The sequence below is a fragment of the Kribbella sp. NPDC031520 genome, assembly GCF_055580825.1.
The window spans coordinates 143,883-164,963 of the sequence record NZ_JBVIKS010000008.1 but is presented as its reverse complement, the minus strand read 5'-3'; the positions used below and the strand labels follow the sequence as shown (position 1 = coordinate 164,963).

Here is a 21,081-nt window from a genome sequence, read left to right as displayed (position 1 = left end):
GAGGGTGGTCGTCAGTGCGCCAGCACATGCTGCTGGACGAGGATCGCGGCGCCGCGGAGCGCGCCGTCCTGGCCGGTTCGGGAGGTGCGGACCTGGAGGTCTGTGGTCGCCAAGGGCAACGATCTGGCATAGATGGTCTCCCGTATTCCAGCCAGTAGGCTGTCGCCCGCCTGGGAGAGTGAGCCACCGACGACGATCACCGTCGGGTTCAGGAGGCTGACGGCCGCGGCCAGGACGGTGCCGATCTCGCGGCCGGCCTGACGGATCGCGGTGGTGGCGGCGGTGTTTCCGGCGCGGACCAGGTCGACGATGTCCTGGCTCGTGGTTGCGCCGTCGAGCCCAGCCGCGACGGCGGTGGCGGAGGCGATCGCCTCCAGGCAACCGTGGTTCCCGCAGCGGCACAGTTCGGTACGGCCGAGGATCTGGATGTGGCCGATGTCGCCGGCCGCGCCCTGAGCGCCGCGGTGCAGGCGGCCGCCGCTGATCACGCCCGCACCGATGCCGGTGGCAACTTTCACGAACAGCAGGTGCTCGACGTCCGGGTACGCCGTGGCGTGTTCGCCGAGCGCCATGATGTTCACGTCGTTGTCGACCAGCACCGGCCCCGGGAGCTTCCGGCTCAGCCGGCCGACGACGTCGTACGAGTCCCAGCCCGGCATGATCGGCGGATGGTTCGGCCGGCCCGTGCTGTGCTCGACCGGCCCGGGCAGTCCGACCCCGGTCCCGGCGAGGTCCGCCGGCGACCGTCCCGCCGTACGCAGCAGAGTCAGCCCGGCCTCGGCGACCGCGTCGAGCACGACCTCGGGTCCTTCGGCGATCGCGAGCGGAGTCGTCGACCGGTCCAGGATCGTCCCAGTCAGATCCGTGAGCGCCACCGACAAATGCGTCGCGCCGACGTCCGCCGCCAGCACGAGCCGAGCCGTCGGGTTGAACCGGAACCGCGCCGGCGGCCGCCCACCCGTCGACGCGGCCTCACCCGACGGTACGACGAGACCGGCCGCGAGCAGCGTCTCGATCCGCCCGGTCACGGTCGATCGGGTCAGCCCGCTGAGCTCGATCAGCTCCGCGCGCGTCCGCGGCTGACCGTCACGGAGCAGCCGCAGCAGCGGGTCCGCCGTACCGAGATCGCTCATGCACCGGGACTTTCGTCGGACTGGTCGTGGACTTTTGCTTGACAGGGTTCAAAAGGGTCCCATAGCGTCCTTCGACGTGTCCACCAATGCGCGGAAGCTGAGGGTCGGGATCGTCGGCGGTGGGTTCATGGGCCAGGTCCATGGCAGGGCCGCGCTGGTGTCCGGGGCGACCGTCGTGGGAGCCGTCGGATCGTCGCCCGCGCGTGCGCAGGCCGCGGCCGAGGCGACCGGCGCCGAGCGTGGGTTCGCGACCCTCGACGAGTTGCTCGCCGCGGACGTCGACGTGGTGCACGTCTGTACGCCGAACAACACGCACCGGGACGTGACGCTCAAGGCCCTCGACGCCGGCAAGCACGTCGTCTGCGAGAAGCCGCTCGCGACGTCCGTCGAGGACGCGATCGGCCTGCAGACCGCGGCGTACGAGGCGCAGCTGGTCGGCGCGGTGCCGTTCGTCTACCGCTACCACCCGATGGTCCGCGAGCTGCGCGCCCGGATCGCCGCGGGCGAGGCCGGCCTGATCACCAGCCTGCACGGCTCGTACCTGCAGGACTGGCTGGCCGGCGCCGACGACCAGAACTGGCGCGTCGACGACACCACCGGCGGCCCGTCGCGGACGTTCGCGGACATCGGCTCGCACTGGTGCGACCTGACCGAGTTCGTCACCGGCGACCGGATCGCCGCGATCAGTGCCCAGCTTCGGACGGTACGGGCGCAGCGCGGCGGCGTCGAGGTGAAGACCGAGGACCTGGCGACCGCGCAGTTCCGGACCGAGGCCGGCGTGGTCGGGACGATCGTGGTCAGTCAGGTCGCCGCCGGCCGGAAGAACCGGCTGTACCTCGAGGTGTCGGGTACCGAGTCGAGCTTCGGCTTCGACCAGGAGGACCCGGACCGCCTGTGGGTCGGCCACGTGGACGCGTCGCAGCTGCTGACCCGCGACCCCGGCACGCTCAGCCCGGACGCGGTACGGGTGAACCGGCTGCCGGCCGGTCACGCGCAGGGGTACCAGGACGCGTTCGACTCGTTCGTCGCCGACAGCTACGCGGCCGTACTGGGGGACCACCCGGACGGCCTGCCCGATTTCGCCGCCGGCGCGCGGTCGGCCCGTGTGGTCGACGCCGTACTGCGGTCTGCCGCCAACGACTCTGCCTGGATCACCGTCGACAACTAGGAGCCCGTCAGATGCCTCGTCCGATCACTCTCTTCACCGGCCAGTGGGCCGACCTGCCGTTCGAAGAGGTCTGCCAGTTCGCGTCCGAGGCCGGGTACGACGGCGTCGAGATCGCCTGCTCCGGTGACCATTTCGACGTCCAGCAGGCCGTCGACGACGACTCGTACGTCCAGGGCCGCAAGGACATCCTGGCCAAGTACAACCTGCAGGTCTTCGCGATCTCCAATCACCTGGTGGGACAGGCGGTCTGCGACGACCCGATCGACTTCCGGCACCAGGCGATCGTGCCGTCCCGGGTCTGGGGCGACGGCGACGCCGAGGGGGTACGGCAGCGCGCCGCGGAGGACCTGAAGAACACCGCCCGGGCGGCGGCGAAGCTCGGCGTGCGGACCGTGGTCGGCTTCACCGGCTCGTCGATCTGGCAGTACGTCGCGATGTTCCCGCCGGTACCGGCGGACCGGATCGAGGCCGGGTACCAGGACTTCGCCGACCGCTGGAACCCGATCCTCGACGTGTTCGACTCCGAGGGCGTCCGGTTCGCGCACGAGGTGCACCCGTCGGAGATCGCGTACGACTACTGGACCACCACGTTCGCGCTCGAGGCCATCGGCCACCGCGAGGCGTTCGGGCTGAACTGGGACCCGTCGCACATGGTCTGGCAGGACATCGACCCGGTCGCGTTCCTCTGGGACTTCAAGGACCGGATCTACCACGTGGACTGCAAGGACACCCGGATGCGGGTCGGCGGCGGCCGCAACGGCCGGCTCGGTTCCCACCTGCCGTGGGCCGACCCGCGGCGCGGCTGGGACTTCTACTCCACCGGTCACGGCGACGTGCAGTGGGAGGACTGCTTCCGGGTGCTGAACTCGATCGGCTACGACGGCCCGATCTCGGTCGAGTGGGAGGACGCCGGCATGGAGCGCAAGGTCGGCGCGGCGGAGGCGGTCGACACCATCCGCAAGCTCGCCTTCGACAAGCCGGAAGCCGCCTTCGACGCAGCCTTCGCCACCGACAAGTAGCCGAGCTGACCTGGTCACCGTTGCAGGTCGTCGGCCTCTGTCTTGGTTGCGAGTACGCGGGCGAAGACCGCGAGCCCGGCGGCAAGCGCGGTGACCACGACGAACGAGATGGTCAGGCTGCTGGCCTGGGCGATGCCGCCGATGATCGACGGGGCGACCAGGCCGGAGGCGTACGTGATGGTGGCAACGCCGGCGATTGCCTGACTCGCGTTGGCGCCGGTGTGACCGGCCGCGGCGAAGGCGAGCGGTACGACGACCGCGATGCCGATCCCGATCAGCCCGAAGCCGATCATCGCGACGATCGCGTCAGGGGAGACGACCACGAGCAGACCGCCGAGGGTCGCGATCACACCGCTGGCGCGGACCGTCCGGACCGCGCCGAACCGGTCGACGACCGCGTCGCCGGTGATCCGCGCGATCGCCATCGTCAACGCGAAGCCGGTGGTCGCACCTGCCGCGACCCCGGCCGAGCTGTCCAGGATGTCGCGCAGGTACACCGCGGACCAGTCCAGGCTCGCACCCTCGGCGAACACCGCACAGAACCCGACCGCCCCGATCAGTAACGCCGACTTCGGCGGCAACGCGAACCGCGCCGGCGGCTCCTCGTCGTCCTCGGGATGCAGGTTCAGTACGAACTGGCACACCACCGCGCCGATGATCGTCAGTACGACGGCCGCGATCGTGTGATGCACCTGCGCACTGAGATTCGCGTGCGCGGCGACCGTACCGACGGCGGATCCGAGCAGCGCGCCAACGCTCCACAGGCCGTGCAGGCCGGACATGATCGACTTCTTCAGCCGGCGTTCCACCTCGACGCCGAGTGCGTTCATGGCGACGTCGGCCATCCCCGCCGTACCGCCGTAGATCAGCAGGGCCGCGCACAGCGTCAGCAGGCCGGGTGCGAACGACGGCAGGATCAAGGCGAGCGTCCAGAGCGCGAGCAGCCCGCGCAGCGCGTTGCGGGTGCCGAACCGATGGGTGACCCGGGCGGCGAGCGGCATCATCAGCGCGGCGCCGAGTGCCGGGAACGCGAGCGCCAGCCCGAGCTCGCCCGCGGAGAGGCCGGCATGCTCCTGGATCCACGGCACCCGCGTCGCGAACGAGCCGGTCACCGATCCGTGCACGCAGAAGACCGCGGCGACGGCGTACCGGGAACGCTTGACGAGGGTGGTGTCATCAGTCACAAGCGAACACACTATCTGTTTGAACGATCAGACGGATGGTAGTTTTCTGCGCATGAGAAGTGCGGAACGGCACCAAGTGATCGTAGAACGACTGCGTGTCGGTGACCGAGTGTCGGTCCAGGAACTGGTCGAGGCGACCGAGGCGTCCGACATGACGATCCGCCGCGACCTCGACCTCCTCGCCGCGCAGGGAGTGCTGAAGCGCGTCCACGGCGGCGCGGTGTCGGCGATGCCGTCCGGTCTCGAACCGCCGCACTCGCTCCGCTCCCAGGCGGCCGTCGCCGCGAAGCAGGCGATCGCCCGCGCCGCGGTCGAGCACCTCCGCGACGGCGAGACGATCGTCCTCGACAGCGGTACGACGGCCCTCGAGACCGCGAAGCTCCTGCACGACCGCGCGATGACGGTGATGCCGCTGTCGCTGCACGTCGCGCACGAGCTCGCCGACGCGCCGCGCATTCGCCTGCTGATGCCGGGCGGTGAGGCGCGCAAGGGCGAGCTCTCGCTGGTCGGCCCGCTGACCGTCGCCTCGCTGCGGGCGCTGCGCTTCGACGTGGCCGTACTGAGCCCGTGTGCGTTCAGCCTGGACGCCGGGCTGACCGCCTTCGACCTGGGTGACGCGGAGGTCAAGCAGGAGGCTCTTCGGGTCGCGAGCCGCTCGATCGTGCTGGCCGACGGGGCGAAGTGGGACCGCGCCGCACTCGCTTTCGTCTGCTCGGCCGATCGCCCCGACCTGATCATCACCGACGACTCTGCTCCCGAGGACCAGCGAACCTTGCTCACCCAACGCGGCACCCTCGTCGAGGTCGCGTCTTGACCGCCACCGACTTACAACTCTCCGCCCCACCTCGAGCCGCCCGCGTCGCCACCTGGATGTACTTCGGTCTGAACGGCTTCGCGGTCGGGATGTGGGTGGTCCACATCCCGAGCATCGAGCAGCGGACCGGGATCACGCACAGCACGCTCGGCCTGCTCCTGCTGGTCCTCGGCGGCGCGGCGTTCACCGGTATGCAGGTCGCCGGGCCGCTGGTCGACAAACTCGGCCAGCGCCGGCTCGTCCCGGCGGCGGGCATCCTGCTCGGTATCGCGCTCGCCGGTCCTGGTCTCGCCACGAACTGGTGGACGTTGGGGCTGGCGTTGATCTTCGTTGGCTTCGGCAACGGTTCGATCGACGTCGGGATGAACGCACAGGCGGTGGTGGTCGAGCGCGGGTACCCGCGGCCGATCATGGCCGCGTTCCATGCGATGTGGTCGATCGGCGGTGCGCTCGCCGCGGTCATCGGTGCGGCCACGTTGCGGGCCCGCGTACCGACCGAGGTCACGCTCGCCCTGTCCGGCCTGGTCTGCATCGTGCTCGCGCTGATCGCCAGCCGGTTCTTGCTGGAGGCAACCGAACCTCCGGTCGAGGCGGACGAAGCTCCGCGGGGCAAACCGTCGGCGAAGCTGGTGTGGGCGCTCGGCGGACTCGCCTTCGGGCTGATGCTGTCCGAGGGTGTCGCCAACGACTGGGCGGCGCTGCACTTCCGCGACATCCTCGGGACGTCGGTCAGTACGGCGGCCTACGCGTACGGCGCGTTCGCGGTCGCGATGACCGTCGGGCGGTTCCTCACCGACCGGGTCGCGGCCGTCGTCGGTCCGGCGGCGATCGTCCGGTGGGGCGCCGCGATGGCAGCGGTCGGCCTGACCGTGGTGATCGTCGTACCGTGGGTGCCGGTCGCGCTGGTCGGCTGGGCGATCTTCGGACTCGGCCTCGCGGGCGGCGTACCGCAGCTGTTCACCGCTGCCGGGAACCTCGATCCGCGGTCCTCCGGTGCGCTGATGGCGCGCGTGGTCGGTCTCGGGTACGTCGGGTTGCTCGCAGGGCCCGCGCTGATCGGCGGGCTCGCGCACTGGATGCCGCTGAACGTCGCGTTCGTCCTGCCGGTCGTGCTGTGCGTACTGACGTTCTTCGGCGGGCCGGTACTCAAGAAGCGTTGAGGGCTCGCTCCAGGTCGTTCCAGAGGTCTTCGGGGTGCTCGATGCCGACGGACAGCCGGATCAGGTCCTCGGGGATGGTCGGGACCTCGCTCGGCCAGCGTCGGCGGCGTTCGAGCAGCGACTCGACGCCGCCGAGGCTGGTGGCGTTGACCCAGAGGTCCGTACTCTCGCAGACCCTCTGAGCCAGCGCGGCGTCGCCGCCGAGTTCGATCGCGAGGATTGCGCCGAAACCGGACATCTGCGCCTTCGCCCTGGCATGACCCGGGTCGTCGGGCAGGCCCGGATACCGGACGCGGCTGACTCTTGGGTGCTGCCGGAGGCGCTCGGCCAGGTACGCGGCGTTCGACTGGGCGCGTTCGAGGCGGATCGCGAGGGTACGCAAGCCGCGAAGCGCGAGCCAGGCGTCCATCGACCCGGCGATCGCGCCGAGGCTGCGGCGCCGCAGTTCGATCGCGGACCACAGGTCGTCGTCGGCGGTGAGGACCGCGCCGAGGACCACGTCCGAATGACCGGCGATGAACTTGGTCGCCGAGTGCATCACCACGTCCGCACCCAGCCGCAACGGCTGCTGCAGCAGGGGAGTGGCGAACGTGTTGTCAACGACGACGATCACGCCGGCCGCACGCGCGGTCGCGCCGGCGCCGCGTGCGGCCGTGCTGGTGGCACGCGCGGCGGCGGTACTCGCGGCCGTGCCGGCGGTACTCGCGGCCGTGCCGGCGGCGCGTGCGGCTGCGGCGAGAGCCGGGATGTCGGCGACCTCCATCGCCGGGTTGGTCGGCGACTCGATCCACAACATGTCGGCACCGTCGAGCGTTCCGACGACCGCTTCGGTGTCCGCGATGTCCACCCGTTGCACGCGGAGCCGGCCGGTGGCGGCTTGCTGGTCGAGCAGTGCGAGTACGCCCGAGTACGCGTGCTGCGGCGCGACCACGCGGCCGCCGACCGGAACGAGGTCGATCACCGCCGCGGCAGCCGCCATCCCGGACGCGAAACTCAACGCCCGACCACCCTCGAGCTGACCGAGCGTCTCCTCGAGCGCGCTCCACGCGTCATTGCCGAACCGCCCGTAGCCGCGATCGCCGCCGGCAACGTACGTCGAACTGAACACCGGCGACGGCCCGACCGGCGCGTTGGCAACCCGCTCCGGACGCCCGGCATGCACGACGACGGTAGACGGATCGAGCTCAGCAGTCATACCTCAAATTCTCCCTACCAACCCCACCACCCCGCCCAGCGGGTACCACCCATCCCACAAGCAACCGGAACGCACGGGCCGACGCAGGGTGTGTGGTGCGGAGGTGTGGGTGGTTAGGGGGTGGTGGGGAGGGGGATGGTGCCGGTTTGCAGGAGGGACATTGCCTGGTGGGCGAGGGCTTGGGCGTCGACGGCGGTGGGGTGGTCTACCCAGACTCGGACGACGTTTTCGATGATGTTCATTGTGATGCCGGCGGACAGGGCGGCGACGAACTCTACGTGTAGTGGGTCGCCGGTGAGGCGGCGTTCGAGTGCGGCGGCGAGGTCGTTGCGGAAGCGCCAGATCAGTTCGTTCAGGTGGGCGCTCACGGATCCGGTCTGCTCGGCCAGGTCGAACACTGCGCGGATCCGGTCCGGGTCGGTCTCGAGCCGTTCGAGGACGCGCTCGATCACCGCGCGCAGGCCGGCCGACAGCTCCAGCGCGGGCTGCTCGTGGAACCAGGTGACGGCGTCCGCCAGGCAGTCGTCGACGAACTCGAGGACCAGCCCCTCCTTGGTCGGGAAATAGCGGTACAGCGTGCTCGGGCCGACCTCGGCCGCGGCCGCGATCTGCTCGACCGTAGTGCTGCCGAACCCGTTGTCGCTGAACAGCTCGAACGCCTTGTCCGCGATCAGCCGGCGGGTCCGCTCCCGCTTCACCTCGCGCAGTCCCATGGCGGGCAGGGTACCGCCTGCGACCCGCCGAAGGGTGTTCCGTATCGGAAGCGCCAGCCATATGGTAGTCACTACCAAAATCTGCCGTTAGGGGTGGCGATGACCGAGACCTTTCCCGTCCGCAGGCCGTCCGGGTGCCCGTTCGACCCGGCTCCCGAGTACGCCGGCTACCGCCGCACCGACGCGCCGCCGAAGGTGTCCACCCCGGCGGGCGTCGACGCGTACGTGATCAGCCGGTACGACGACGTCCGCACGCTGCTCCGGGATCGCCGGCTGAGTTCGCGGCTGGCGCCGTCCGATCACGTCGTACCCGACGTCGACCTGGACCGGGAGGCGGAGTCCGGGTCGATCCTGCAGGTGGACGGGGCGGCGCACAAACGGCTGCGCCGGATGCTGGCGACCGAGTTCGCGGTGAAGCGGATGGAGGCGATGCGGCCGTGGATCGCGCGGATTGTCGACGATCGGATTGTCGACATGCTCGCGGCCGGCGGGCCGGTCGATCTGGTCCAGGAGTTCGCGCTGCCGATCCCGTCGCTGGTGATCTGCGAGCTGCTCGGCGTTCCGTACGCGGACCGCGACGAGTTCCAGGAGCGGAGCGCGCAGCTGGTCCGGGTCGACGGGTGGACCGACGAGATCCAGCGGGCCAGCGACGAGCTGAACCAGTACATCGTCGAGCTGGTGCTGGCCAAGCAGGCGCAGCGCTCGGACGATCTGCTCTCGCGGCTGATCACCCGCGGCGAGGAACTCGGTACGCCGCTGAGCCTGGAGGAGCTGGTGACGCTCGGCGTCACGCTGCTGATCGCCGGACACGAGACGACCGCGAACATGATTGCCCTGAGCACGCTCGCGTTGCTCCGGAATCCTGCGCAGCTCGACCTGCTGCGCTCCGATCCGTCGAAGGTGCCGGGCGCCGTCGAGGAGTTGCTGCGGTACCTGTCCGTCGTGCACTTCGGGCTGTTCCGGCACGCGACCGACGAGTTGACAATCGGATCGTCGACAATCCGAACGGGCGACTACCTGATCGCCGCGCTGTCGTCGGCGAACCGGGACGAGACCGTGTTCCCGGACCCGGACCGGCTCGACCTCGAACGGCAGGCCGCGGCCCATGTCGCGTTCGGGTTCGGGCCGCACCAGTGCATCGGGCAACAGCTCGCGCGGGTCGAGCTGCAGGAGGTGTTCACCCGGTTGTTCGCGCGGATCCCGACGCTGCGACTCGCCGTACCGTTCGACGAGATCGACTACCGGGAGAACACGCTCGTGTACGGAGTGACAGCGTTGCCAGTCACCTGGGACGGACCGATCTGAAGATCTCTTAACCGAACCCCGGTCGGATCCTGATCCGCGGGCCGCTACAGTCGAGCCGGTGAGTGAGTTCTCAGAAAGCCAGCGCAAGCCCCGGATCGCCGTCGTCTTCGGCGGCCGGTCGAGCGAGCACGCGATCTCCTGCGTGACCGCTGCCAACGTCCTGCAGGTCATCGACCGGGACAAGTACGACGTGGTCCCGGTCGGCATCAGCACCAGCGGGCACTGGGTGCTGGAGAGCGGCGACCCGGAGCGGCTGTCGATCACCGACGGCAAGCTCCCCGAGGTCGACGTCACCGCGATGCCGGTGCTGTTCGGCGCGAACCGCGAGCTCGTGGTCAGCGAGCCCGACCAGGTCCCGAGCACGCTCGGCGAGGTCGATGTGGTGTTCCCGCTGCTGCACGGCCCGTGGGGCGAGGACGGCACCATCCAGGGCCTGCTCGAGATGTCAGACATCCGGTACGTCGGCTCCGGCGTACTCGCCAGCGCCGTCGGCATGGACAAGCACTACATGAAGGTCGTCTTCCAGGCCGCCGGCCTCGAGGTGACGCCGTACGTCGTGATCCGCGACCGCGACTGGCGGCAGGACCCGGACGCGTGCCGGGCCGCCGTGGACGCGCTCGGCTACCCGGTGTTCGTGAAGCCGTGCCGGGGCGGGTCCAGCCTCGGGATCACGAAGGTGAACAGCCTGGACGAGCTCAACGGCGCGATCGTCGAGGCCCGCGCGCACGACCCGAAGGTGATCGTCGAGGCATCCGCCAAGGACCCGCGCGAGATCGAGGTCGGGGTGCTCGGCGGGCTGGACGGGACCAAGCCCGAGGTCAGCGTCTGCGGCGAGGTCGCGGTGTCCGGTGGCGGGCACGACTTTTACGACTTCGAGACCAAGTACCTGCCGGAGGGCGAGGAGTACCTGGCGCTCTCGGTACCGGCCGACCTACCGGCCGAGCTGGCGGGCGAGATCCGGGCGAAGGCGCTGACTGCGTTCGACGCGATCGAGGCCGAGGGACTCGCGCGGGCGGACTTCTTCGTCGACGCCGACGGCCGGGTGATCATCAACGAGATCAACACGATGCCCGGTTTCACCCCGACCAGCATGTTCCCGCGGCTGTGGGCGGCCTCCGGCAAGGACTACGCGAGCCTCGTGCAGCACCTGATCGACCTCGCGATGACCCGGCCCACCGGCCTGCGCTGACCCGTCCGCATGACGGTCGTCGACACGCAGAACGGCCCGGTCCGCGGCGACGGCCTGGTGTTCAAGGGCGTCCCGTACGCCGCACCACCGGTAGGCGCGAACCGGTTCCAGCCGCCACGGCCGCCGGAACCGTGGACCACACCGCGCGACGCCACGGCGTACGGGCCGACCGCTCCGCAGACCGGCGCGGTCGGGCTGATCGGGGAGCTGGTGCCGCGGACGATCATCCCGGGCGACGACTACCTGAACCTGAACGTGTGGACGCCAGCGCTGGACGGGAGCGCGCCGGTGATGGTGTTCATCCATGGCGGGTCGTTCACCAGCGGCTCCGGGGCGCTGTCGGTGTACGACGGCAGTTCGTTCGCGCGGGACGGCGTCGTACTGGTGACGTTGAACTACCGGCTCGGCGCGGACGGGTTCCTGTGGTTCGGGGACGGTACGCCGAACCTCGGGCTGCTGGACCAGATCGCGGCGCTGACCTGGGTCCGGGACAACATCGCGGCGTTCGGCGGCGACCCGTCGAACGTGACCATCTTCGGTGAGTCGGCCGGAGCGATGAGCGTCTGCACGCTGCTCGCGATGCCTGCCGCTTCGGGCCTGTTCCATCGGGCGATCGCTCAGTCCGGTGCGGCGAACAACACGATCGGTGCTCCGACTGCCCGCCTCGTCGGGGAACGGTTGGCCGCGGTGCTCGGCACGGCACCGACGCGTGAGGCGATCGCGCGGGTGCCGATCGAGCGGCTGCTCGCGGCGCAGGACCAGCTCGGCCAGCAGGTGATGAGCAAGGCGCGGCCGAAGGTCTGGGGTGATGTCGCCCGCACGCTTCTCCCGTTCAGCCCTGTGGTCGACGGCGAACTGCTTCCGGCGCCACCGCTCGACCGCATCCGCGCCGGCGCCGCCGCCGACATCTCCCTGATGGTCGGCACGAACGCCGAGGAAGCCCGGCTTTTCCTCATTCCCACCGGCGTAGCCCGCACGATCAACACCCCACTCCTGTACGCCGCGGCGCGCCTCCGCTTCGGCCTGTCGATGGCAGGCGTACGCCGTTACCAAGCCAACCGCCCCGGCGTGACCTCGGGCGACGTCCTGGCCGCCGTGATGACCGACTCGTACTACCGAATCCCCGCGATCCGCCTGGCCGAGGCCCACCCCGGCGCCTACCTCTACGAGTTCGCCTGGAAGTCCCCCGCCTGCAACGGCACCCTGGGCTCCTGCCACGCGCTCGAACTGGCCTTCGTCTTCGACAACCTCGGCGACCCGTCGGTCAGGGCCATGCTCGGCCCACACCCACCGAAGCACCTCGCCGACCTCGTCCACACAGCGTGGATCGACTTCGCCACCGCCGGCGCCCCCGGCTGGTCGCCGTACACCTCCGACTCCCGTCTCACCCGCTACTTCGCCACCGCCTCCGGCACCACCACCAACGACCGCCCGGAGGAGCTCGCCTACTGGACCCACCGTTAGAGCCTGTTGGCGCGGGTGTTGAGGTAGCGCTGTTGGGGAAGGCTCGTGGTCAGGCGGGCCGCTTCTTCGTAGGCTTTGCGGGCGCCGGTGGGGTCGCCGGACAGTTCGAGTAGATGGGCGCGGACGGCGTACAGGCGGTGGTCCTTCGTCAGGCGTTCGTCTTGTTCGATGGTCGACAGCAGGGCGAGAGCCTCCGCGGGGCCGCGGGCCATCGCGACGGCGACTACGTGGTTGAGGGCAACCATGGGGTTGTCGGTTTGCTGCAGCAGGACGTCGTACAGGGCGACGATCTGCGGCCAGTCCGTCTCGTCGGCGGAGGGTGATTCGTCGTGTACGGCGGCGATCGCGGCCTGCAGTTGGTACGGGCCGACCGGGCCGCGGGGGAGGGTTGCGGTGATCAGCTCGACGCCCTCGTGGATCAGCTCCGGGATCCACAGCGAACGGTCCTGCTCCGCCATGGGTACGAGTTCGCCGAGCGGACCGGTCCGCGCCGGACGCCGGGCGTCGGTCAGCAGCAGCAACGCCAGCAGTCCGGCGACCTCGGGATCGTCCGGCAGCAACCGGTGCAGCATGCGCGCCAGCCGGATCCCCTCCGCCGCAAGCTCCACCCGCTGCAAGCTCGGCCCCGTCGTACTCGCGTATCCCTCGTTGAAGATCAGGTAGACGACCTTCAGCACCGCGCCCAGCCGGTCCTCCCGGTCGGCCGGCATCGTGAACCGCGCGCCGCTGTCCTGCACGCTCGCCTTCGCCCGGGTGATCCGTCGCGTCATGGTTGCCTCTGGCACCAGAAACGCCCGCGCGATCTCGGCCGTCCTCAGTCCGCCGACGGCCCGCAGCGTCAACGCGATCTGCGATGCCGCCGACAACGACGGATGGCAGCAGAGGAACAACAACACCAACGTGTCGTCCGCGTCCCCGACCGGCTCACCCTGGGCTGCCCAGTGCGCTACCCGGTCTTCGCGCCGCCGACGGGCCTGCTCCCGCCGGAGCAGATCCGTCAGCCGTCGCGAAGCCACCGTGATCAACCATCCACGCGGATTCTCCGGTACGCCGTCGACGGGCCACTGCTGCGCCGCCGCGAGCAAAGCCTCCTGCACGGCATCCTCAGCCGTATCGAAGTGCCCGAACCGCCGCACCAGGGCCCCGAGCACCTGCGGCGCCAGCTCCCGCAGCAGGTCGTCGAGAGCGACGTTCACGAGTCACCCACCTGGTCCGGCCCGTAGCGCGAGCACCTCATCGGACTCACCCCATTAGTTCGTCGCGTCCTTCGACGATCGGGCGGACATCCGCGTACGCCGTGGCGCGCACGGACTCGGGAACCGGGGTATCGGCCAGCCGGGACGCGATCTCCGTCGCCCGGTCGAACGACTCGCACTCGACGATCCAGTACCCCGCGAGCACCTCCTGGGTCTCCGCGTACGGCCCGTCGGTAACCACTGACTGCCCGTCCTTCGACCCCAAACGCCGGGTCAGCACCGGCGCCGCCAGCGCCCGCGTCTCCACCAGCTCACCCGACTCGAGGAGGTCGTTGTTGAACTTCTCCATGAACGCCCCCATCGCCGCGAAGTCGGCCGGCTCCCAGGCCGGGTTCCCGCTCGCCTTTCCCGCCATCGCGTCGTAGGCCTGCTGCGACGCGTACGTCAGGATCATGTACTTCATCGATCTCTCCCGTCATCCGGGCGCCACCGCAGGCGCCGTCACCCGAGACGTCGCCCCCACAGCCCGCGATCGGACATCATCGGCCGACGAATTGGATCTCACCAGGGAGTATGCCGGTGGGTAGTGCGGCGCAGCAGTCGTTGCAGCAGCAACCGTGGCGCGGCACTAGTTGAACGAAGCAACGGCTTCGATTGGTTGCCGGGTAGCGGTATCAGGCAGTTGACACTGCGTCAGCATGGACTTAACGTCAGCTAGGTGTAACGAGCTGTGACTGGCATAGACAGCATCTTCGCAGCTGCTACCGATCGAACGGGACGCCATCAAGGTGGCGGGACGGCGTAAGTCCTGCTTCTCGTGGCGCTCTCCCGATGTCCTGTTACCGGGCCTGGACCCGTCCGGATCGCTCGATGTCGTCCTCGCGACCGCGGATCCTGCTCAACGAACTGCCCGGACAACAAGTCGTCCTGCCATCGAGCAGACGGCTCGATGATGGACTGAGGGTGAAACCGATCATGAAACTGCCCATCTCTGCGCCCCCTCTCGGCCGGCTGCGGCTGAGCGGACTGGCGGTCGCCGCGGCGCTCGTCGTGTCAGCCGGCGGTCTGCTGGTCACCGGACGAAATGCGCAGGCCGCGGCCGTGGCGGTGCCGCTCGGCACTGCCGAGAGTTTCGTGGTCCTGGCCGGGGCGGGAATCACCAACACCGGACCGACCGTGCTGACCGGGGACATCGGCAGCTTCCCGAACCCCGCGATCACCGGCACCGGAACGATGACTATCACCGGAACCAACCATGCCGGCGACAACGTGACCCAGGAGGCGAAGAAGGATCTGGTCACGGCCTACAACGTCGCCGCCGGCGAGTCACCGCCGACGCCGATCACCGACGACCTGGGTGGGAAGACGCTGACCCAGGGCGTCTACAACTCGGCCTCCTCGATCGGTTTGACCGGTGCGCTGACCCTGGACGCAGAAGGCGACGCGGGAGCGGTCTTCGTGTTCCAGGCAGGCTCCACCCTCACGACCGCAACGAGCAGCAGCGTGCTGCTGACCAACGGGGCGCAGGCCTGCAATGTGTTCTGGCAGGTGGGCAGCTCGGCGACGATCGGTACGGCCACCCAGTTCCGCGGGACGGTCCTGGCATTGACATCCATCACCATGGACACCGGTGCCACGGCGGTCGGCCGGATGCTGGCGCGCAACGGGTCCGTGACCCTGGACACCAACACGCTCACCAAACCGTCCTGCAGCACACCGCCGACGACACCACCGCCGACCACGCCGCCGACGACGCCGCCGACGACGCCGCCGACGACGCCGCCGACCACGCCGCCGACGACACCGCCGACCACGCCGCCGACGACTCCGCCGACGACTCCGCCGACGACACCGCCGACCACGCCGCCGACCACGCCGCCGACGACACCGCCGACGACACCGCCGACGACACCGCCGACGACACCGCCGACGACACCGCCGACCACGCCGCCGACCACGCCGCCGACGACACCGCCGACGACACCGCCGACGACACCGCCGACCACGCCGCCGACGACACCGCCGACCACGCCGCCGACGACACCGCCGACCACGCCGCCGACCACGCCGCCGACCACGCCGCCGACCACGCCGCCGACGACACCGCCGACGACACCGCCGACGACACCGCCGACCACGCCGCCGACCACTCCGCCGGTGCCGACCGTTTCGCCCACGCCGCCGCAGGTCACCAGGACTCCGGGCGGCGCCGTCGGAACCGGTGATTGGACCGGGCCGTCGATCCTCCTCGTGGAGCCGCCGAGCGTTCCGTGGTTCGGTTGGTTCGTGATCGGCACTCCATGAGGACCGGCGCGGCGGTTCTGTTCCTCGCGGCCACCCTCACACTGGCCGGGTGTACCACTGCGTCGGGCACGGGGCCGACTCAGCAAGGTGCCGACCCGGCCGAGGTCGCACCCAGCGGAGCCGCCGCGCCAACCACCACCGTCATCACGCCCACACCGAGCACACCCGCCACGGGCACCCCGCGACACACCTTTGCGGTAGGCAAGGACAGCCCAGCACTCCGCACGGAGCCATCGGCCGATCCGTCCCGGCGATCACCCCCCAGCCCGGGACGCGAACAGCCGGCCCCGATGCGGAAGTCCACCCCGATCCGGGTGAGGATCCCCGCGATCGGGGTGGATTCACGCCTGATCGGGCTCGGCATCACCGGCAACGGCACGCTGCAGGTTCCGCCGAACGGATTTCCGGCCGGCTGGTTCACCGGTGCGCCCACACCCGGTGAGACAGGCCCCGCCGTGATCGCCGGTCATGTTCACTGGTCCGGCCGGCCCGGGGTCTTCGCCCGGCTGGACCGGCTGAAGCCGGGCGACCAGGTCGTGGTGACCCGGCAGGACCGCTCGACCGCGACGTTCCGGGTCAGCCGGGTCCGGGAGTATCCGAAGGCCAGCTTCCCGAGCGCGGCGGTGTACGGCGACATCGACCATCCCGGACTCCGGCTGATCACGTGCGGTGGGCTGGACTACGTGTCGGAGAAGTACGAGGCGAACCTGGTGGTGTTCGCCGACCTGATCGGCTGACGCGCAGGCAATCTCTCCGTCGTCCGTCGGGCAGCCGTCGTCAGAGACAGGGCGTGACGAGTTTGTCGTACTTGTGGACAGCGTCGGAGACGTCGGTGAGGGCGTTGGCTTCGGGGGCGTACTTCGACGGAACCGCGACCTCGAAGTACAGGGTGCGGCCGATGGTGGTGAAGACGTAGCCGTTCTGGACCTGCTTGGCGAACCAGCCGACGCCGTTGACCTCGAAGCACTGGGACTGGGCTTCGGCCAGGCCGGCGGGTGGGGTTACGCCGCAGGTCATCTCGATGGGTGGGTCGCCGTACGCGGTGGTGAGGGGGCTCTCCGGGGTGGTTTGCCGGCGTTTGGCGTCCAGGACCTTGACTGGGAGGGCCTTCACCAGGTCCTTGCAGGCGGCGGCCACCTCGGGGGCGGGGGACGGTACAGGGACCGGGGTCGCGCCGGGGCTGCACCCGGCGATCAGCAGCACGACGACGAGCGCGGCGCCCGCGATCCGGGAGACGCCGGCGGTCCGGGGCGCGGCGGGAGCGGTGCGGGGCATGCCGGTGGTCCGGGGCAGGAGCTTGGGCATACCGGAAACAGCGGGTCCCCGTGTCCGAGGTCAGATGTGGACGACGGGGCAGGTCAGGGTGCGGGTGATGCCGGGGACGTTCTGGACCCGGGCAACCACCAGTTTGCCCAGTTCGTCGACGTTGCGGGCTTCCGCGCGGACGATCACGTCGTACGGCCCGGTGACGTCCTCGGCCAGGGTCACGCCCTGGACCTCGGCGATCTGTGCCGCGACGTCGGCCGCCTTGCCGACCTCGGTCTGGATCAGGATGTAGGCCTGGACCACCACGTCGTTCTCCACTCAGTCGTCCTCAGCTGGCTCCAGCCACAGTACTGCCAGGCGGCCGGGCGTACTCGTTGCCACGTCACGGTACCGCCTAGACTCCGGCTAGCGATATGGGAGGTCTGCTGACGTGACAGAGACGTTGGGGAGCACGGGTGAGTTCGGCCTGATCGCGGCCGTCACCAAGGGGCTGTCCCAGAGTGAGGACGTCCTGGTCGGTCCCGGTGACGACGCGGCCGTGCTGGCGGTGCCGGACGGGCGCGTGGTGATCACGACCGACCTGCTGGTGGAGGGCAGGCACTTCCGCCAGGACTGGTCGTCGGCGTACGACGTGGGCCGCAAGGCCGCCGCGCAGAACCTGGCCGACGTGGTCGCGATGGGCGCCCGGCCGACCGCGCTGGTGGTCGGCTTCGGCGGCCCCGCGGACCTGCCGACCGCCTGGGCGCTGGAGCTGAACCAGGGACTTGTGGACGAGTGCGAGCTGGTCGGCGCGAGCATCGTCGGCGGCGACACGGTGCAGTCGGACAAGATCGTGGTGTCGGTCACCGCGTTCGGCTCGCTGGACGGCCGCCGGCCGGTACTGCGTTCCGGCGCCCGCCCGGGGGACGAGGTCGCGTACGTCGGCCGGCTGGGCTGGGCCGAGGCGGGCTGGGCGGTCCTCGCGCGCGGGTTCCGCTCGCCGCGGGCCGTGGTCGAGGCGCACCGCCGCCCGCAACCGCCGTACGACGAAGGTCCGAAGGCTGCTCTCGGTGGCGCCTCGTCATTGTGCGACGTGAGCGACGGGCTGCTGTCCGACCTCGGCCACATCGCCGCGGCCAGTCAGGTGATCATCGACGTCCACACGAAGGCGCTGACCGTACCCGAGCCACTCCAGGCGGTCGCGGCCGCGACCGGTGTGGACGCGCTGAAGTTCGTGCTGACCGGCGGTGAGGACCACGCCCTGGTCGGTACCTTCGAACCGGCCGACGTACCCGAGGGCTGGACCGTCATCGGCTCGGTTGCCGAGGGCAACGAAGAACGCCCGGCCGGGACGGTGACGGTGGACGGCGCGCCGTATGCTGCGGAGACCGGACATGCACATTTCAGGAGTTGAGATGCACCCGCCCAGAGTGCTGACGATCGCGGGTTCGGATTCCGGTGGCGGCGCCGGGATCCAGGCGGACCTCAAGGCCATGCTCGCGAACGGGGTGCACGGCATGAGCGTGCTCACCGCCATCACCGCGCAGAACAGCCTCGGCGTCCAGGGCGCCTGGGAGCTGCCGGAGGAGCAGGTACGAGCGCAGTTCCGGAGCGTCGTCGACGACATCGGCGTCGACGCGGTGAAGACCGGCATGCTCGCGTCCGAGTCGATGGTGCGGGTCGTCGCGTCGCTGCTGCGGACGCTGCCGGACGGCGTACCGGTCGTGGTCGACCCGGTGTCGGTGTCGAAGCACGGCGACGCGCTGCTCGCGGCGGACGCGATGGACGCCGTACGGTCGGAGATCGTCCCGCTGGCTACAGTGCTCACCCCCAACCTCACGGAGCTCGGTCCGGTGTCCGGTGTCGAGCTGACGACACCTCACGACCGGGAGCTCGCTGCGAAGGTGCTGCTGGACGCAGGAGCGACCTGGGTACTCGTCAAGGGCGGCCACGACGACGGCCCGACCGCTGTCGACGTACTGCACGGCCCTGGACTACGCCGTACGTACAGTGCTGCACGGGCCGACAACAGACACACGCACGGCACCGGTTGCACGCTGGCGAGCACCATCGCGTCGTACCTTGCTCGTGGGTACGACGTACCGAGTGCAGTAGGTGCTGCGAAGGAGTACGTGACCGGAGCGATCGCCGCTGGGTTCGCACTCGGCGACGGGATCGGTCCGGTCGATCATGCGTGGAGATGGCGAGGGAGTAGCAGTTGAGCAAGCAGCAGCCCCCGGTGGACGGGTACTGCGAGCAGTGCGGTTTCAACTACGACACCGGTGACCTGCAGGGCACCGTGACGCTGCTGATCAAGCAGGCGGCCGACTGTGCGATGGCGCTGACCAAGGCCGCCGCCGGTCCGGACGTGGACGTGGTCCGGCTGCGACCGGAGCCGGAGGTGTGGTCGGCGATCGAGTACGCGTGCCACGTGCGTGACGTACTCGAGGTGCAGCGGCTGCGGATCGCGCAGTGCCTCGCGGAGGACCGGCCGGTGTACGCGCCGATGGACCGGACCGGCCGGGTGAAGCAGGAGAAGTACGAGAAGCAGGACCCGATGGAGGTGGCGGCCGCGCTGATGCGGTTCGCCCGCGAGTTCGGGGCAGCGGCCCGGGTGCTGCAGCCGCAGCAGCTGGGGAAGCTCGGGCTGTACAACTACCCGGTCCGCGCACCGCGCACGCTCGGCTGGATCATCCGGCACACGGCCCACGAGATCCAGCACCATCGCCACGACATCACCGAGATCCTGGCGAAGCTGGAGCCTCCCATCGTTCCCAAGCCCAAGCCGGAGACCGAGGAAGAGCCAGAAGAAGCGCCCGTGGAAGTAGCTGACTAGCGCTGGGCGACCCAGGCCGCGATGGACGGCTCACTGGTCAACTGGTCGAGAGCCAGCGCAGCCGCGCCTCGCAGCGGCCCGTCCGGCTGGTGGGTAGCAGCCAGGACAGGGGGTGGTGAGCCGCGGTGGAACGTCATCAGACCGCTCTCGTACGCCTCCTGGAATGTCTGCGAAGCTGCTGCGCGTAGAGGGATTGCCAGCCCGCCTACGGTCACCACGTCCGGGTCGTGCGCGTTGACGAGACCTGCGATGCCGTAGCCGAGCGCACTGACCACCTTGGTGACTGCTGCGCGGGCAGACCGGTCTGTGCGTCGCAGTACCTCCTCCGCGTACGCCACCGGATCGTCAGGCGTCGGCTGATTCAAGTGGCGAGCCAGGGCGCGGCCGTCGATCTCCAGGTCCCAGCAGCCGCGCGCGCCGCACGGACACAGCCGCGAACGGTCCCCGAACGGCATGTGCCCGTACTCACCACCTGCACCGGAAGCACCCTGTGCTGGTACGCCGTCGATCAGTAGGGTCCCGCCGATACCCACCTCGACGATCAGGTGTACCGCCGTACCGGCTCCCGCGGCCGCGCCCGTACGGGCCTCTGCTACACCGCTGAGTGTGGCGTCGTTGCCGGCCAGGAGCGGTACGTCGACGCCGGCGGTGACCTCTGCCAGGTCGAGCTCAGCCCACTCCAGGGTTGGCGCTTGCATGAGGTGGTTGTCGCGGACCGTCCCTGGTACGGCGAGACTCACCAGCTGCAGGCGGTCGCCGTACTGCTCGTGTGTCTCCTCGACCGCTCGCCGCAGGTTGTTCAGGACCGGCTGTGCACGCCTACTGCGATGCCGCTTGTACTGCGGGTCCTGAAGCGACCCGTCCAGTGCTACGACTGCGCTACGCCAACCGCTCTGCCTCAGGTCGAGTGCCAGGGCTACCGGGCCTTCAGGGTGCGCCTGCAGGACCGTTGTCGGACGCCCGCGTCCCTGGCTCGGGGCGGGGGCCTCTGTCAGCAGCCGTACGTCGCGTAACCGGGCAGTCACCTCAGTGGCCGAGCCGGTGCTCAACCGGAGCGTGCGCGCGACCTCGGCGCGGGTGATCCCCGGCCGGCGCGCGACCTGGGTGAGGACGTCCGCGGCCGTCTGCCATTGTCCCCGGCGTACTGGAGTCATCG

At 69.9% G+C, this 21,081-nt stretch carries 21 protein-coding genes; 12 read left to right on the top strand and 9 right to left on the bottom strand.

Features of this window, described 5'->3' with window-relative positions; all coding sequences use genetic code 11:
- Window positions 1-11 precede the first annotated feature (11 nt).
- Window positions 12-1,133 (bottom strand): ROK family protein, encoded by a 1,122-nt coding sequence (locus ACZ5BU_RS34880; RefSeq protein WP_465704973.1) that lies wholly within the window; start codon window positions 1,131-1,133, stop codon window positions 12-14.
- A 76-nt stretch (window positions 1,134-1,209) separates the two neighbouring features.
- Between ACZ5BU_RS34880 and ACZ5BU_RS34875 the strand changes: the two genes are divergently transcribed.
- Together ACZ5BU_RS34875 and ACZ5BU_RS34870 are read left to right on the top strand one after the other, a co-directional pair.
- Window positions 1,210-2,301, top strand: a complete 1,092-nt coding sequence (locus ACZ5BU_RS34875) for a Gfo/Idh/MocA family protein (protein ID WP_465704972.1) — start codon at window positions 1,210-1,212, stop codon at window positions 2,299-2,301.
- An 11-nt stretch (window positions 2,302-2,312) separates the two neighbouring features.
- On the top strand, window positions 2,313-3,320 hold the full coding sequence (locus tag ACZ5BU_RS34870; protein ID WP_465704970.1) for a sugar phosphate isomerase/epimerase family protein: 1,008 nt from the start codon (window positions 2,313-2,315) through the stop codon (window positions 3,318-3,320).
- A gap of 14 nt (window positions 3,321-3,334) precedes the next feature.
- Here the strand turns inward: ACZ5BU_RS34870 and ACZ5BU_RS34865 are convergent, their stop codons facing one another.
- Window positions 3,335-4,504: an MFS transporter gene (locus tag ACZ5BU_RS34865; RefSeq protein ID WP_465704968.1), complete on the bottom strand. Its 1,170-nt coding sequence runs from the start codon at window positions 4,502-4,504 to the stop codon at window positions 3,335-3,337.
- A 52-nt stretch (window positions 4,505-4,556) separates the two neighbouring features.
- On the opposite strand from ACZ5BU_RS34865, the gene ACZ5BU_RS34860 reads away from it, so the two are divergent.
- Together ACZ5BU_RS34860 and ACZ5BU_RS34855 are read left to right on the top strand one after the other, a co-directional pair.
- Window positions 4,557-5,318 carry a DeoR/GlpR family DNA-binding transcription regulator gene (locus ACZ5BU_RS34860; protein ID WP_465704966.1) on the top strand — a complete coding sequence of 254 codons (762 nt, stop codon included), beginning with the start codon at window positions 4,557-4,559 and terminating at the stop codon, window positions 5,316-5,318.
- The gene (locus ACZ5BU_RS34855) at window positions 5,315-6,478 is read left to right on the top strand and encodes an MFS transporter (protein ID WP_465704964.1); all 1,164 of its coding nucleotides are present in this window, start codon (window positions 5,315-5,317) and stop codon (window positions 6,476-6,478) included. Before ACZ5BU_RS34860 ends, ACZ5BU_RS34855 begins: the two co-directional genes overlap by 4 nt.
- Here the strand turns inward: ACZ5BU_RS34855 and ACZ5BU_RS34850 are convergent.
- Complete coding sequence (locus ACZ5BU_RS34850; protein WP_465704962.1) at window positions 6,465-7,673, bottom strand: trans-sulfuration enzyme family protein; 1,209 nt, start codon at window positions 7,671-7,673, stop codon at window positions 6,465-6,467. The genes ACZ5BU_RS34855 and ACZ5BU_RS34850 overlap by 14 nt on opposite strands.
- A 113-nt stretch (window positions 7,674-7,786) precedes the next feature.
- The gene (locus ACZ5BU_RS34845) at window positions 7,787-8,386 is read right to left on the bottom strand and encodes a TetR/AcrR family transcriptional regulator (protein ID WP_465704960.1); all 600 of its coding nucleotides are present in this window, start codon (window positions 8,384-8,386) and stop codon (window positions 7,787-7,789) included.
- A 99-nt stretch (window positions 8,387-8,485) separates the two neighbouring features.
- On the opposite strand from ACZ5BU_RS34845, the gene ACZ5BU_RS34840 reads away from it, so the two are divergent.
- From ACZ5BU_RS34840 to ACZ5BU_RS34830, 3 genes are read left to right on the top strand one after another with little or no spacing between them, the layout of a single operon-like run.
- Entirely contained in the window at window positions 8,486-9,691 is a 1,206-nt protein-coding gene (locus tag ACZ5BU_RS34840; protein ID WP_465704958.1) for a cytochrome P450, read from the top strand.
- Window positions 9,692-9,749: 58 nt separating this feature from the next.
- Window positions 9,750-10,880: a D-alanine--D-alanine ligase family protein gene (locus tag ACZ5BU_RS34835; protein ID WP_465704956.1), complete on the top strand. Its 1,131-nt coding sequence runs from the start codon at window positions 9,750-9,752 to the stop codon at window positions 10,878-10,880.
- A gap of 9 nt (window positions 10,881-10,889) precedes the next feature.
- A complete protein-coding gene (locus tag ACZ5BU_RS34830; RefSeq protein WP_465704954.1) occupies window positions 10,890-12,344 on the top strand; it encodes a carboxylesterase/lipase family protein in 1,455 nt (484 codons plus the stop codon).
- On the opposite strand, the gene ACZ5BU_RS34825 is transcribed toward ACZ5BU_RS34830, so the two are convergent.
- Together ACZ5BU_RS34825 and ACZ5BU_RS34820 are read right to left on the bottom strand one after the other, a co-directional pair.
- On the bottom strand, window positions 12,341-13,540 hold the full coding sequence (locus ACZ5BU_RS34825) for an RNA polymerase sigma factor (protein ID WP_465704952.1): 1,200 nt from the start codon (window positions 13,538-13,540) through the stop codon (window positions 12,341-12,343). The two genes, ACZ5BU_RS34830 and ACZ5BU_RS34825, sit on opposite strands and share 4 nt — an antisense overlap.
- A 46-nt stretch (window positions 13,541-13,586) precedes the next feature.
- Window positions 13,587-14,003, bottom strand: coding sequence for a YciI family protein (locus ACZ5BU_RS34820; RefSeq protein ID WP_465704950.1), 417 nt, complete (start codon window positions 14,001-14,003; stop codon window positions 13,587-13,589).
- A 512-nt stretch (window positions 14,004-14,515) separates the two neighbouring features.
- On the opposite strand from ACZ5BU_RS34820, the gene ACZ5BU_RS34815 reads away from it, so the two are divergent.
- Together ACZ5BU_RS34815 and ACZ5BU_RS34810 are read left to right on the top strand one after the other, a co-directional pair.
- On the top strand, window positions 14,516-15,844 hold the full coding sequence (locus ACZ5BU_RS34815) for an ice-binding family protein (RefSeq protein WP_465704948.1): 1,329 nt from the start codon (window positions 14,516-14,518) through the stop codon (window positions 15,842-15,844).
- 290 nt (window positions 15,845-16,134) lie between these two features.
- Window positions 16,135-16,581 (top strand): class F sortase, encoded by a 447-nt coding sequence (locus tag ACZ5BU_RS34810; RefSeq protein ID WP_465704946.1) that lies wholly within the window; start codon window positions 16,135-16,137, stop codon window positions 16,579-16,581.
- A 40-nt stretch (window positions 16,582-16,621) separates the two neighbouring features.
- Here ACZ5BU_RS34810 and ACZ5BU_RS34805 read toward each other — a convergent pair whose 3' ends face one another.
- Together ACZ5BU_RS34805 and ACZ5BU_RS34800 are read right to left on the bottom strand one after the other, a co-directional pair.
- A complete protein-coding gene (locus ACZ5BU_RS34805; protein ID WP_465704944.1) occupies window positions 16,622-17,149 on the bottom strand; it encodes a DUF3515 domain-containing protein in 528 nt (175 codons plus the stop codon).
- Between the two features lie 30 nt (window positions 17,150-17,179).
- Entirely contained in the window at window positions 17,180-17,416 is a 237-nt protein-coding gene (locus ACZ5BU_RS34800; protein ID WP_184806149.1) for an Lrp/AsnC family transcriptional regulator, read from the bottom strand.
- Between the two features lie 124 nt (window positions 17,417-17,540).
- Between ACZ5BU_RS34800 and ACZ5BU_RS34795 the strand changes: the two genes are divergently transcribed.
- Genes ACZ5BU_RS34795 through ACZ5BU_RS34785 form a run of 3 tightly spaced genes read left to right on the top strand, consistent with a single transcriptional unit; the run spans window position 17,541 to window position 19,925 of the window.
- Window positions 17,541-18,503 (top strand): thiamine-phosphate kinase, encoded by a 963-nt coding sequence (locus ACZ5BU_RS34795; RefSeq protein ID WP_465704942.1) that lies wholly within the window; start codon window positions 17,541-17,543, stop codon window positions 18,501-18,503.
- A 1-nt stretch (window position 18,504) separates the two neighbouring features.
- On the top strand, window positions 18,505-19,311 hold the full coding sequence (thiD, locus tag ACZ5BU_RS34790; protein WP_465704940.1) for a bifunctional hydroxymethylpyrimidine kinase/phosphomethylpyrimidine kinase: 807 nt from the start codon (window positions 18,505-18,507) through the stop codon (window positions 19,309-19,311).
- Window positions 19,308-19,925 carry a DinB family protein gene (locus ACZ5BU_RS34785; protein ID WP_465704938.1) on the top strand — a complete coding sequence of 206 codons (618 nt, stop codon included), beginning with the start codon at window positions 19,308-19,310 and terminating at the stop codon, window positions 19,923-19,925. Before thiD ends, ACZ5BU_RS34785 begins: the two co-directional genes overlap by 4 nt.
- Here ACZ5BU_RS34785 and ACZ5BU_RS34780 read toward each other — a convergent pair.
- Complete coding sequence (locus ACZ5BU_RS34780) at window positions 19,922-21,079, bottom strand: ROK family transcriptional regulator (RefSeq protein WP_465704936.1); 1,158 nt, start codon at window positions 21,077-21,079, stop codon at window positions 19,922-19,924. The genes ACZ5BU_RS34785 and ACZ5BU_RS34780 overlap by 4 nt on opposite strands.
- Window positions 21,080-21,081 lie beyond the last annotated feature (2 nt).